General features: G+C 58.2%; 12 protein-coding genes. 2 read left to right on the forward strand and 10 right to left on the reverse strand.

Going from position 1 to position 12,611, the window contains the following annotated elements:
- Positions 1-3 precede the first annotated feature (3 nt).
- Positions 4-1,260 (reverse strand): L-rhamnose isomerase, encoded by a 1,257-nt coding sequence (locus CVE23_RS02435; protein WP_100848797.1) that lies wholly within the window; start codon positions 1,258-1,260, stop codon positions 4-6.
- Positions 1,257-2,729 (reverse strand): rhamnulokinase, encoded by a 1,473-nt coding sequence (gene rhaB, locus CVE23_RS02440; protein WP_100848798.1) that lies wholly within the window; start codon positions 2,727-2,729, stop codon positions 1,257-1,259. Before rhaB ends, CVE23_RS02435 begins: the two co-directional genes overlap by 4 nt.
- Positions 2,730-3,076: 347 nt before the next feature.
- On the opposite strand from rhaB, the gene rhaS reads away from it, so the two are divergent.
- Both rhaS and rhaR read left to right on the forward strand, forming a co-directional pair.
- Complete coding sequence (gene rhaS, locus CVE23_RS02445; RefSeq protein WP_038662806.1) at positions 3,077-3,913, forward strand: HTH-type transcriptional activator RhaS; 837 nt, start codon at positions 3,077-3,079, stop codon at positions 3,911-3,913.
- Positions 3,914-3,950: 37 nt separating this feature from the next.
- Positions 3,951-4,805 carry an HTH-type transcriptional activator RhaR gene (rhaR, locus tag CVE23_RS02450; RefSeq protein WP_038917689.1) on the forward strand — a complete coding sequence of 285 codons (855 nt, stop codon included), beginning with the start codon at positions 3,951-3,953 and terminating at the stop codon, positions 4,803-4,805.
- 18 nt (positions 4,806-4,823) lie between these two features.
- Here the strand turns inward: rhaR and CVE23_RS02455 are convergent, their stop codons facing one another.
- The 8 genes from CVE23_RS02455 to CVE23_RS02485 form a co-directional block, all read right to left on the reverse strand.
- Positions 4,824-5,108, reverse strand: a complete 285-nt coding sequence (locus CVE23_RS02455) for a hypothetical protein (protein WP_100848799.1) — start codon at positions 5,106-5,108, stop codon at positions 4,824-4,826.
- A 26-nt stretch (positions 5,109-5,134) separates the two neighbouring features.
- The gene (locus CVE23_RS22990; RefSeq protein ID WP_225623141.1) at positions 5,135-5,293 is read right to left on the reverse strand and encodes a hypothetical protein; all 159 of its coding nucleotides are present in this window, start codon (positions 5,291-5,293) and stop codon (positions 5,135-5,137) included.
- A gap of 313 nt (positions 5,294-5,606) precedes the next feature.
- On the reverse strand, positions 5,607-7,307 hold the full coding sequence (locus CVE23_RS02465) for a dipeptide ABC transporter ATP-binding protein (RefSeq protein ID WP_100848800.1): 1,701 nt from the start codon (positions 7,305-7,307) through the stop codon (positions 5,607-5,609).
- On the reverse strand, positions 7,304-8,143 hold the full coding sequence (locus tag CVE23_RS02470; RefSeq protein ID WP_100850392.1) for an ABC transporter permease: 840 nt from the start codon (positions 8,141-8,143) through the stop codon (positions 7,304-7,306). The genes CVE23_RS02465 and CVE23_RS02470 overlap by 4 nt, the downstream gene beginning before the upstream one ends.
- Before the next feature lie 31 nt (positions 8,144-8,174).
- Complete coding sequence (locus CVE23_RS02475) at positions 8,175-9,140, reverse strand: ABC transporter permease (protein ID WP_100848801.1); 966 nt, start codon at positions 9,138-9,140, stop codon at positions 8,175-8,177.
- On the reverse strand, positions 9,118-10,746 hold the full coding sequence (locus tag CVE23_RS02480; protein ID WP_100848802.1) for an ABC transporter substrate-binding protein: 1,629 nt from the start codon (positions 10,744-10,746) through the stop codon (positions 9,118-9,120). Before CVE23_RS02480 ends, CVE23_RS02475 begins: the two co-directional genes overlap by 23 nt.
- A gap of 488 nt (positions 10,747-11,234) precedes the next feature.
- Positions 11,235-11,588: a YebF family protein gene (locus CVE23_RS22605; RefSeq protein WP_157987326.1), complete on the reverse strand. Its 354-nt coding sequence runs from the start codon at positions 11,586-11,588 to the stop codon at positions 11,235-11,237.
- Between the two features lie 271 nt (positions 11,589-11,859).
- Positions 11,860-12,402, reverse strand: coding sequence for a YagU family protein (locus CVE23_RS02485; protein WP_042858483.1), 543 nt, complete (start codon positions 12,400-12,402; stop codon positions 11,860-11,862).
- Positions 12,403-12,611 lie beyond the last annotated feature (209 nt).

Here is a 12,611-nt window from a genome sequence, read left to right on the forward strand (position 1 = left end):
TCCTTAACGTTGACAGAGAACGGTGTTTTCGTAATGACGCACGGACTGCAGCCAGTCGCCGCCGGGCGTGACGTCATGCTGCTGGCAGTAGTGTTCCCACACCGCCTGCCACGGCAGCGATTTCTGCTCTTCCAGCAGCGCCAGCCGGGCGGTGTAGTCGCCGTTTTGTTCCAGCGTACGCAAGGTGTCGGTGGGTTCCAGCAGCGCGCGCAGCAGCGCTTTTTTCATGTTGCGGGTGCCGATAATCCAGGCGGCGATGCGGTTGATGGAAGCATCGAAGAAATCCAGCCCGATATGCACCCGATCGAACAGTCGGTGGCGCACGACTTCGTGGGCGATGGCCTGCGTTTCGTCGTCCAGCAGCACCACGTGGTCGCTGTCCCAGCGCACCGGTCGGCTGACGTGCAGCAACAGGCGCGGTACGAACAGGCTGGCGCTGGAGATTTTGTCGGAAATCACTTCGGTGGGGTGGAAGTGACCGGCGTCCAGACACAGCGCGGTCTGGCGGCTGGTGGCGTAGCCCAGATAAAACTCGCTGGAGCCGACGGTAAAACTTTCCGCCCCCAGCCCGAACAGTTTGCTCTCCACCGCGTCGATATGGTGCGCCGGGTCCAGTTTTTCGGCGAGAACCTCGTCGAGCGACGCCAGCAGCCGCTGACGGAACGCCAGCCGGTCGACGGTCAGGTCCTTCATGCCGTCCGGAATCCAGATATTCATTACCGAAGCGGTGCCCAGTTCCTGGCCGAACCAGGCGGAAATACGGCGGCTGGCCTGACAGTGCTCAATCCAGAAACGGCGCACGTTTTCATCCGGGTGCGACAGGGTAAAACCGTCGCGGCTAAGCGGGTGCGAAAAACAGGTGGGGTTGAAGTCCAGCCCCAGTTGATGTGTTTTGGCCCAGGTTACCCAGTGGCTGAAATGGTGCGGTTCGATGGCGTTGCGCGCCACCGGCGTATCCGATTCCAGATAGATGGCGTGCAGATTCAACCGCTTCGGGCCGGGGATCTGGCGGAACGCCTGCTCCAGATCGGCGCGCAGATCGGCGGCGTTGCGCGCTTTGCCAGGATAGTTGCCGGTGGCCTGAATACCGCCGGTCAGCGCGCCGCTGTCGTGCTCGAAGCCAGCGACGTCGTCGCCCTGCCAGCAGTGGATGGAGACCGGAATCTGATCCAGCTGGCGCAGCGCGGCATCCACATCAATATTCAGTCGGGCGTAACGTTCTCTGGCCAGCCGCCAGGCGGTTTCTATCGCGGTATTCATACGGTAAGCTCCTCGTTAACCTGGCACAGCGCCTGAAAACGGCGCCAGTGACCAGCAAAATCACTATCCTGTCGGGGGATAAACGGTTGCAGCGGGATGTTGTCGGTGAGCAGACGGCGAAAGGCGTCCAGATCCGCCACGTCGCCCTGCGCCATCAGCTGACAGCCGATGTTGCCGAGGGTCGAGGCTTCGGCCGGGCCGGCCAGCACCGGCACCTGACAGACATCGGCGCACAGTTGGTTCAGCAGGCTATTACGACTGCCGCCGCCCACCACATGCAGATGGCGCAGCGGCGCACCGCGTAGCTCACCCAGCGTCAGCAGGCCCTGACGGTAGGACAGCGCCAGGCTGTCCAGAATGCAGCGCGCCAGCGCGGCGGTATTGGCAGGCCGCGGCTGGCCGTGTTCGCGGCAGAGTTCATACAGCGCGTCGCTCATCGACGGCGGATTAATCAGCCGCGCGTCGTTCGGATTGATCAGGCTGACGAAGCCCGGCTGCGCCGCCGCGGCGTCAAGCAGCGCCGGCAGGTCTGCGATCTGCTGTTCCTGACACACCTGCTGCAACAGCCAGAGTCCCATAATATTTTTCAGTACCCGGTAACGGCCGCCGACCCCGCCTTCATTGGTGATATTGGCGGCCAGCGCCGCCGGACCGGTCAACGGTTCACGGCTTTCAATACCGATCAGCGACCAGGTGCCGGAGCTGAGGTAGGCGCTGTCCGCGTCGGTCAGCGGGGTGGCGACCACCGCGCTGGCGGTATCGTGGGTGGCGACCGTCACTACCGGCACGGCGCGGCCGCTGGGTGCTACCCAGTCGCCCACCCGGCGGCCCGGCCGGCGCGGCGCGGCGAGCCAGTTGGGCGGCACGCCCAGATAATCCAGCAGACAGCGGTCCCAGTCGCCGCTATCCAGATTCAGCAACTGGGTGGTGCTGGCGTTGGTGTATTCGCAGGCCATCTGGCCGGTCAGCCGGTAGTGGAAGTAGTCCGGGATCATCAGCAGGTGCGCCACCTGCCCCCAGACGTCCGGATCCTGCTGGCGCAGCGCCCGCAGTTGGTAGAGGGTGTTGAACGGCAGAAACTGGATGCCGGTCTGCCGGTAGAGGCGCTCGCGGCCCAGTTCGGCGATGACTTGCGCCATCTGGCCGTCGGTGCGGTGGTCGCGATAGGCGTAAGACAGGCCCAGACGGTTGCCTTGTCGGTCCAGCGGCACCATGTCTACGCCCCAGCTATCGATACCGATGCTGACGGGGTGAATGCCGCACGCGTCGACGGCTTCAAGCCCGTGGCGAATCTGGCGTTCCAGTTCGTCCAGATCCCACAGATGATGCCCCTGCCAGTGCCGCAGCGGATTGTTGAAACGGTGAATTTCCGCCAGCGTCAACCGCCGGGTTTCGACCTCCAGCGACGCCAACATCACCCGCCCGCTGGATGCGCCGAGATCGACCGCTACGTAATGCTTGACCGCCATTGCCGTTCTCTCCGTTGTCGTTATGGTGTGTTTGTGACTGTGTTCGGCAGTGTAGGAGAGTTGGAACGGCGGCACCTTTGGGTGAGTGCCATCTGAAAAATGGGGTTGGCAAAATGGCAAAGTTGACTGTGAATCGGCTCACAGTTTATGGCGATAGTCAGCTTGTAACCCTGTAATAACGAGTTGTAAACGCTTGTGATCCTGCACACAGTTCAGTGATTTAACCGCCGGATCTTGAAAAAATGACCTCGCGACGGCGATGTCGCGGCGCTATTTTAAGGCGCGGGGGCCTGCCTTCTGACTACTATCCGGACATGCGGATGCGTCGCTGAGGGGAGGAACGCGACATGACACAACTTCATGGCGAAGAGTTTTTTGCTTCACAAGCGGCGACGGTGGCGGTGGAACCTCGCATGCCGCAATGCGCCTTTCCTGAGCATTATCACGACTTCTGGGAAATCGTGCTGGTGGAGCAGGGGGCCGGCGTGCACGTGTTCAACGACCAGCCTTTTGCCCTGTGCAGCGGGGCGGTGTTCTTCGTGCGGGACAACGATCGCCATCTGTTTGAACAGGTGGAGGAACTGCACCTGACCAATGTGCTGTATCGGTCGCCGCGCGGGTTTCGCTTTTTGTCGGACATCGCGCCGTTTCTGCCGTATGGCGCCAATGGCGAGTGGCTGGGGCAGTGGCAGGTGAACGCCGCCGCCCAGCAGCAGGTCAAGCAGTTGATCCTGCAACTGGCGGCGCTGGCGCATCATGATCAGCCGGAGGATATCGCCGCCAGCGAAAGCCTGTTCCTGCAAATTCTGGTGCTGCTGCGGCAAAAGCGTTTCCAGACGCAGGGCGACGGCAGCGAACGGCTGGGCATCCAGGCGTTACTGGGCTGGTTGCAGCACAATTTTTGTGAAGAGGTGGATTGGGAAACGCTGGCGGACCGCTTTTCGCTGTCGTTACGCACGCTACACCGGCAACTGAAGCAGCACACCGGCATGACGCCGCAGCGCTATCTGAACCGGTTGCGGCTGCTGGAGGCCCGGCGTCGGTTGCAGCACAGCGATGACTCCATCACCACCATCGCCCATGATTGCGGCTTTAGCGACAGCAATCATTTTTCCACGCAGTTTCGCAAAGCCTTTTCGCTGGCCCCCAAAACGTTGCGCCATCAGGCGCTGTGTGAGGACTAAGAGCCTATCCCAGTAGGCGTTATAGGGGCGACAGGCTGTGCCATCCCGCGGGTTGAAGTTACGAACGGAAGATTACTTTCTTACCGACAAGAATACGGTCACGGTGGCGGAGCGCAGCCCGCAGCCGGCGTTTCCGTTGCATCATCACGACTTCGACGAGCTGGTGATCGTCTGGCGCGGCAATGGCCTGCACCTGTGGAATGATGTTCCCTACCGTATTACCTGCGGCGACCTGTTCTATGTCACCGCCCGCGACCGTCACAGCTACGAATCGGTGCATGACCTGGAGCTGGACAATATCCTTTATATCCGTGACCGCCTGACGCTGCCCACCGACTGGCAAAACCTGCTGCCGGGCGGCGAGGTGCCGCAGCAACAACGCTACTGGCGGCTGGCGACCCAGAGCATGGATACCTTGCGCGACAAAGTGGAAAATCTGACGCAGGAATGCATGAAATCGGACCCGCTGTCGTTACAGCTCAGCGAAGTGCTGCTGTTGCAGATTGCGTTGCTGGCGCTGCGTTATCGCTACGCGCCGGACAGCACGCAACTGGCCGACGCCCAACAGCTGGACCTGCTGATGAATGCGTTACGCGCCAGCATCGCCCGGCCGTTCCGGCTGGAGGATTTCTGCCGGTTGCACGACATCGGCATGCGCAGCCTGCGCAGTCGCTTCAAACAGCAGACCGGCATGAGCGTTGCGCAGTATCTGCGCCAGTTGCGGCTGTGCCGGGCGATGGAGCTGCTGCGCCACAATCGCCAGACCATCAGCGAAGTGGCGGCCGAATGCGGCTTTGACGACAGCAACTATTTTTCCGTGGTGTTCCATCAGGCGTTCGGCGTCACGCCGAGCGGTTACCGGCAGCGTTTTCAGGTTGGTGGCAAAGCGTGAGGCGATGGGAGGCTATCGTTATTTCGATGACGGCTGACGTGTTGAGCGTGAGGTGTGGTAATAGCGCCAGAGTTTTATGATAAGTAAATAGGCCAGTATTGCTGTGATGAATTCAATAACCATCATTGCCGAAATATAAAGATCTTCAGGATCGCGGATACTGAGAGCATCAGACAGCCTAAACAGCAACGTTACTTGATCTTTGGTCATAGGAACGGGGTAGGTATGAACATAACGTACCGATAAGAAAAATAAAATAATAAATAAAATCGACTTTAGTGCTCTGCGGGTAAATGTGGTCATTAGTGATTATATTTTTATTTTTCTGGTTAACGTTTCATGGATTGATGGTATTTCCATGCTCGCATACCTAACCCGTACAACACCACGGTGATAACCATATTAATCAGCAGTACTGCCAGCAGGTAAAACCACTCCGGATCACGGAACCCCAGACTGTTAGCAACCGTGACGAGCCAGTCGGTCATGTTCCGCGTGAATGTTATCGGGTAGGGATGGATATACCTCAGTGATAGGTAATAAAGGGTGAAAAATAATAGAGTCTTAAACACCCTACGGGAAAATATTGTCATCAGTCACGACCTTAATATTCTTGTTGGCGTTGTCACAACGCGCTGCCTATAGATTAGCACGTCTATCAAAGGTATTTATTGCCGTGGCTGGAGCATTTTATGCTGAAGTGATTTTAGGTTGCCGTTCTGGACGTAATGGGCGCCATCATGCACTACATTTTCATTTTAATTGAAAACGTAACGTACATGATGGCGCGCTGAAATAACGTCAGGCGTAAATATCGTTATTTTGTCGGTTAATCGCTACCGGGGCGACGGTGGAAAGTAATTGCCGGGTGTACGGGTGTTGCGGTTGGTTAAAAATCTGCTCTACGGTGCCGCGTTCCACCACGTCGCCGTCTTTCATGACCGCAATCCGGTGACTCATGTGTTGTACCACCCCCAGATCGTGGGAGATAAACACCATCGACAGTTGCAAGCGTTGCTGCAACGCCACCAGCAGGTCCAGCACCTGCGCCTGAGTGGTGACATCCAGCGCCGATACCGGTTCGTCGCAAATCAGCACATCCGGCTCCGCCGCCAGCGCCTGGGCGATGGAGATGCGCTGGCGCTGCCCGCCGGATAACGATTGTGGTCGTCTGGAGAGCAGCGTCGGCGACAACCCCACCAGTTCCAGCAGCGCAAGAATACGCTGCTGGCGGGCTTGTGGGCTGAGATCGCGCCGTAGGCGCAACGGTTGCTGTAGGATCTGCTCAATGGTGAACTGCGGATCGAACGAACTGAGCGGATCCTGCGTGATGGTTTGAATACGGGCGCGTAACGGGCGGCGTTCTCGTTCGGCCAGCGAGCTCCACGGTTGGCCGGACAGGCGCACTTCACCGCTGTCCGGTTGCTGCAATGCCAGAATCACTTTCCCCAGCGTGGTCTTGCCGGAGCCGGATTCGCCGACAATGCCCAGCGTCTCACCTCGTTCCACCGTCAGCGAAATGTTGTTCACCGCCGTCATACGGCTGCCGTCCGGGCGTTTGAACGAGACGGATACGCCGTCTACCTGCAACGCCAGCCCGTTCTTTTCGCCTGATTCGCCGGCGGAAGAGAGCAGAGTCGACGCCTGCGGGCTAAGCGGGTTTTCTCCCGCCAGCCAGTTGCCGCGGGTGGCGGCGGTCGGGATAGCCGCCAACAGCCTGCGGGTGTAAGGGTGCTGGGGAGCGGACAGCACCTGCCGCGCCGGGCCGCGTTCCACCAGCGTACCTTTCTGCATCACCATCACCTGATCGGCGACCTGCGACACCACCGCCAGATCGTGGGTGATCAGCAGCACGCCGTGTCCGGCCTGCGCTAGCGCGGTGAACAGTTTCAGTACCTGCTGCTGGACGGTGGCATCCAGCGCGGTGGTGGGTTCGTCGGCGATCAATAGTTTTGGCCCGGCGGCCAGCGCCGAGGCGATCAGCGCCCGCTGGCGCAGCCCGCCGGACAGTTCATGCGGGTACTGCGCCGCGCGGTTGGCCGGATCGGGAATACCGACCTGGGCCAGCAACTCAGCGACGCGCGTCGCCACATCATTACGCGACGCCAGTTTATGGGTCAGCAGCGGTTCCGCCACCTCCTGCCCGATGCGCCGTAACGGATCGAGCGACACCAGTGCGTCTTGCAGCACGAAGCCGATCTCCCGGCCGCGCACCTGTTGCCACTGCCGATCGCTGAGTTTTTGCAGGTCGCACCGGCTGCCGTCGTGGCGCACCAGTTCGATAGCGTTGGCCTGAATCTGCGCCCGTTCACCCGCCAGCCCGACCAGCGTTCGGGCGGTGACCGATTTGCCGGAGCCGGATTCGCCCACCAGCGCCAGAATTTCACCCGGATTGACCTGAAACGACAGGTTGCGCACCGATTCCACCGGCCCGTGCGGGCTGGGGAAGGTCACGTTTAATCCATCAACGCGCAGCAACGGCTGCAAAACAGACTGACTCATGCTGCCCCCTTAGCCAAAATGGCCTGCAAACGCCGGCCCAGCAGGGTGATGACGATTACCGACAGCGCAACGACGCTGGCGGGAAACAGGCTGACCCAGGGGGCGATATCCAGGAAGTTGCGGCCGTCGGCCAGCAACGCGCCCCATTCCGCCGTGGGCGGCACCACGCCAAGCCCGAGGAAACTCAGCGCAGAGGCGGACAGCACCGCGTTGCCGACGCCGATGGTCGCCAGAATCAGCAACGGCCGTAATGTGTTGGGAATGATATGGCGCACCACGATGTACAGTGGATGCTCGCCCAGCGCGACGGCGTGTTCCACGTAGCCGGACAGTTTCACCTGCAGCACCTGCGAGCGCACCAGCCGCGCATAGCTGGCGACGCCGGCCAGCCCTACCGCCAGCAGCGTATTTTCCGGGCCGCGCCCCAGCACCGCGATCACCAGCAGCGCCAGCAGCATTTCCGGAAACGCCAGCATGATATCCAGTAGCCGCACCAGTACGCGGCGTACCGGTAACGGCACCAGCGCCGACAAAGTGCCCAGCAGCACGCCGCCGAGGCAGGCGATTAACATCGCGCCGACGCCGATACTCAGCGACAGTGACGTGCCATAGACGACGCGGGTGAACACGTCGCGCCCGAGCGGGTCGGTGCCGAACCAGTGGTCCGCGCTGGGCGGCTGGAGCACCGCCCCCATGTCCATCTCATCCGGCAGGCGGTGGGTGAACAGCGCAGGGAAAAACACCGCCAGCAGTAAAAGCAGTACGGCAGCGGCAGGAAGCAGGGTTGCCGGCGCCAGCCAGGGGCTACGATAGACCGTGCGATAAGGGGTATGCATCAGTGTCAGAGGCTCACGACTGGTTAAAGGTTCACTGCTCATGGGCGTTCGCCTTTTTTCTCAAACGGGGGTCGATAATCAGATACAGCGCATCCACCAGCAGGTTGATGACCACAAACAGCAGGGCGGACAGCATCACCAGCCCCAGCACTAGCGGCATGTCGCGGCTTTCGATGGCGTGCAGGGTAATCTGGCCGATGCCGGCGCGGCCGAACACGGTTTCGGTCAGCACCGAGCCGCTCAGCACGCCCGCCAGCAGGGTGCCGGTCAGGGTGGACGCCGCCAGCGCGCCGTGGCGCAGGCCGTGCCGAACGCGCAGCCAGGTTTCGCTGACGCCGCGGGTGCGCACCGTCAGCGCGAACGGCTGCGATAGCGCCTCTTCCAGCCCGTCGCGCAGCACCTGGCTTAGCAGAGCAGCCAGCGGCAGACTCAAGGTGACGACCGGCAGCACCAGCGATATCAACCCGTCGTTGCCCATTACCGGGAACCATTGCAGACGGAAGCTGAAAACGCTGAGCAACACGATGCCGACCCAGTAGACCGGCGTGCTGAGCAGCGTCAGTTCCAGCCAGGACATCAGCGCCCGCAGCCGGGCATGGCGTCCGGCGGTCAGCAAGGCGTTGAGGATCGACAGCAGCAGCGCCAGCACCAGCGCGCTGAGCGCCAGCTGGACGGTTTCCCGCATGGCGTCGCCGACCAACGCCACTACCGGCTGCCGGTACTGATAGCTGATGCCGAAATCGCCTTGCAACGCTTGTCCGCAGTAGCGCAGGTATTGCATCCACAGCGGCTGATCGAGCCCGAATTGCTTGATCAGCGCTGCCCGGTACGCCTCATCCACCACGTTATCGCCGCCGCTCAGGATCGCCACCGGATCGCCGGGGATCAGCTTGACGGCAATAAACGTCAGCGTGGCTGCGCCCCAGAGCACAGCCACGATGGTGAAGAGTCGCTGGAGAGCCGTGACGGCCAGGTTACGGTTTAATCCAGACATCATAGAAGTTCGGTTTAGCGTTGGTGGCCCAGCTGATGCCCTGTACTTTCTTCGACAGGCCCAGTTGGTAGGCCGGGACGAACAGCGGCACGGCATAAGCCTGGTCGAGCAGTTCGTGCTGGATCTGGCTGTAGAGCTGCTGACGCTCGGCGTCGCCGGCGCCGATGGCTTTTCTCAGCTTGTCATCCAGCGAGTGGGTGCGGCTGAAGTTGTTGCCGTTGGGGGGAATATAGTTGGAATCAAACACGGTACGCAGGATATCCGGCTCGGCGCGCACAAAGTAGTTGGACGCGATGTCGTAGTCGTTATCGTTGGTGCGGCTGATGAAGCCCCCGCTGTCCACCGGATTAAGCTGGACATCGATACCGGCCTGTTTCACCTGGAACTGCACTGCCTGGAACAGGGTGATTTCCGCTGCTTCCGATGAACCGGTGCTGTAGACGAAATGTACGGTCAGGCGTTTGCCGTCTTTGGTGCGGTAGCCTTCGCCGTCTTTGGTTTTCCAGCCTGCGTCATCCAGCAACTGGTTGGCTTTCTTCAGATCAAAACCGCCCAGCGATGCGGCTGACTTGTCGTAATACAGCGTGGAAGGACCAAGAATATTATCCGCGGCTTTCAGGGTGCCGAAGAACGCCACTTTTGTCGCTGACGCGGCATCCACCGCGTGCAGGAAGGCGCGGCGCACGCTGACATCCTGGAATGGGCCTTTGGAGGTGTTGAGGTAAAGCACCCGGTTAACGCCAGGGTTCTCGCGGGCGATCAGTTCCAGACGGTTGTCTTTTTTCAGCGCGGCGGCGTTGGCGGGCGGCACGGCGTCAATCGCCTGCACCTGGCCGCTGCTCAACGCGCCAAGGCGCACTGAGGATTCCGGCAGGTATTTGAATTCGATTTTATCCAGATAGGCCGGACCGGTGTGGGCGGCATAGCCCGGTCCCCAGTGATAATCCGGACGTTTTTTCAGGCGGCTGCCGCTGCCTTTTACGAAGGATTCCAGAATGAACGGACCGGAGCCGACGATGGTGTTACTGGTATTCGGCGTGTTTTTCAGGTACGTCGGCGACTGAATGCCCAAATACGGCAGGCTCAGCCCCTGCAATAGCGCGGCGAACGGGCTCTTATAGCTGATCACCAGCGTGTAGTCGTCCGGCGTGGTAATGCTGTCGATTGGCCCCAGCAGGGATTTGGCGTAGCTGGAGGTGGTTTTCGGGTCGAGAATACGGTCCAGGTTGTATTTTACCGCCGCCGCGTCCAGTTTGGTGCCGTCGCTGAACGTCACGTCCTTACGCAGGTGGAAGGTATAACGGGTGTTGTTGTCGCCGATTTCCCAGCGTTCGGCCAGCCAGGGCGTAAAACGGTTGTCTTCCGCCTGACCAACCAGCGAATCCACCACGTTGCGGGCGACCAGCGCCGCCACGGAATAAGCGGTGATGGATGGATCGATGACCGGGGTATCGCTGCCCAGCCCGATATTCAGCGTGCCGCCTTGCACGGGCGTAACGGTGGCGTCTGCCGCGTGGGCGAAAGGCGATGCGCCCACCGCCAGAGACAGCAGCCCTGCGGTGAGTAAGGAGATCCGTGATGTTTTGCTTGCCGGAGATAATGTCGCCATTCCCTGAGTCCTCGAAATTAGCATAGTAATAAGGAGTGTAGTCTTAACAACCTACTCTAGGGAGTTGCCGGAAGTGTGTAAAAGCATAAAAAATTATTTTTAATTCCCAAAATGATATAAAAACCAGCCGGTTGTCATCGCATGCTTTGTTAGTGATGGTTGTCGTTGCGAACGACAGCATGAGTCTGATCGCATGATAAATAGAAACAAAATAGGGCAACGGCTCCTCCATATCTGTGATAAATAAACGCCGTTTGCCTCACTAAATTGCCGTGATGATTCTTGTTGTTCAGCAGCCAGTCTGGTCGGCTGGCGAATGCTCGCTCTGGGCTATGTACCACAATTAACGCAGATAAAATTGTGGCACGCTATGCGTTTCCCTATATAGCTTCGTACATTAATATTTGGCTCTTTTCATGCTAAAAAGTGGTGTTGTACCTTTTCCATTTGAACGGAGAAATCAGTTTTATCGCTAATATGCAAAGCTGTTAGTTCTTGACGCTATATTCAATAGCGCCAGTCGCGCATTCATATATGGCAAATAGTTGATGAGTTTTCAGAGGGCCAGATACCTGAAACGCCACCAGGTAGGTATCTGATGACACGGATTCGGGGTGTTGAGAAAACTGAATCGTAGGGGCACTGGTTCCAAGATTGGATGGTTGAAGAAGATGCCAGCGTGACATAGGGGGCTGGGAAAGATCTTTTTTTACAGAGGCAATTACTTGCTCGTAAGTGATTTCGTTACATGAAGGCCCGGTAAACCAGATGGCGTATTCATAAGCACTCAGGGCGCCAACAGTCACCAGGAAACACAATGTTATCTTCTTTTTCCATCCCAAGATTCATCTTCCTGATTTGTCATGGCTATATGCTAAGCTATCTGAAAAATATAATTCTATTATATAAATATAAAAAAAAATTTCACTGAAAGGCAGAACATATGAATCTGCCGCCGAGCGGTTTTTTGCCATTCACGATGCGGTTTTATTCTATTGTGATATGTCGTAGATATGTCGCGGTGTTTGGTTGACGATCAACTCTTCCGATAAATCATTTTTTCATCATTTCAGACAGGCCACCCATTCGGATGGCCTTTGATGATGAAGATGATTACTGCGCGTGTTGTGTAGTCAGCGCGTTGTCTTCTGACTGGTGGGTGATGCGGTTACGCAGATCGCGCCGCGCCAGTTCGGCAACCCAGAAGCAGAACATGTGGCCGAAGATTTCTGAGAAGTGCTCGGCGAACGGCTGGTCCCACGGTGCCGGTACGGTACCGAACAGCGGCAGCAGCACCACATGGAAGACGGCCCACAGCACCAGACCGTAAAAAGCGCCTTGCCAGAGCTTGATGCGCGGCCAGAATTCCGCTGCTACGCAATAAAGCACGGTAAAGGTAATCGAGAAGCCGAAATGCATGATGAAACTCATGATCGGCCGCGGATTGCCGTTGAACAGATAGGTCAGATGCGAGAGATCAAACGACATGCCAAGCTGTTGCAATAGCTGCTGAGGCGGGTTGGTAAGATCCCTTTCCGGGGTACGAGGCGGGAAGGGAATTTCCCAGCCGAATTTGGCGATCGCGCAAATGATGCCGGCAATAATGCCAATCATCACCGCCAATATAATTTTTTCCTTAACGGTACGAGCCTGCATGGTATTTCTCCTTGGGAATAAAACAAAAAAAAGAAAAGACGAACAGTGAATAATTCACTCTCCTTTAAATAGTTACGATCGTCTTTGCCGATAGCATACGCCTTTAAATCACGATGTTCGAGTGTTAGTCATCAAGGCTATCTATCTGATGTGTTAATTGTTTTTTCCAATCATGATAGATGTTCTTTTAATGCGACAGATATTAAATG

Origin of the sequence: Dickeya fangzhongdai (assembly GCF_002812485.1) — a bacterium.
GTDB lineage: Bacteria > Pseudomonadota > Gammaproteobacteria > Enterobacterales > Enterobacteriaceae > Dickeya > Dickeya fangzhongdai.